At 49.2% G+C, this 380-nt stretch carries 1 protein-coding gene; it reads left to right on the forward strand.

Features of this window, described 5'->3' with window-relative positions; translation table 11 throughout:
- A partial coding sequence (locus HMPREF2541_RS06480; protein ID WP_168161098.1) for a tyrosine-type recombinase/integrase occupies positions 1-270 on the forward strand: 270 nt, incomplete at its 5' end.
- Positions 271-380: the final 110 nt, after the last annotated feature.

Here is a 380-nt window from a genome sequence, read left to right on the forward strand (position 1 = left end):
TACCTGTTTCTCAACAGCCACGGGAAACCGTTGTCCCGCGCCGCCCTAAGCAGGCAATTTTTAGAGTTGAGAAAAACCGTCATGCAGCAGCGGCCTGAACTGGCGGAAGAGTTGTCCGCATTCCAATTCCGCGACTTGAGAGCTAAAGCCGCCACGGATATTTACCTGGCTGCCGATACCCGCAGCGCTTCCGACCAACTTGGCCACACCTCTGAGCAGATGACCAAAACCTATATCCGGCGCGGTAAAATTCTCAAGCCGCTGAAATAGTGTTTTGCGGAACGCCTCTGGAAATTGCGGAAATATAACGGCTGCCAAAAGATGAATTCTATTTATACAGTATGTATTTATCTATGGCAGCCGTCTTGATGATTGATTAT

This window comes from Eikenella sp. HMSC061C02 (assembly GCF_001809035.1).
Lineage (GTDB): Bacteria > Pseudomonadota > Gammaproteobacteria > Burkholderiales > Neisseriaceae > Eikenella > Eikenella corrodens.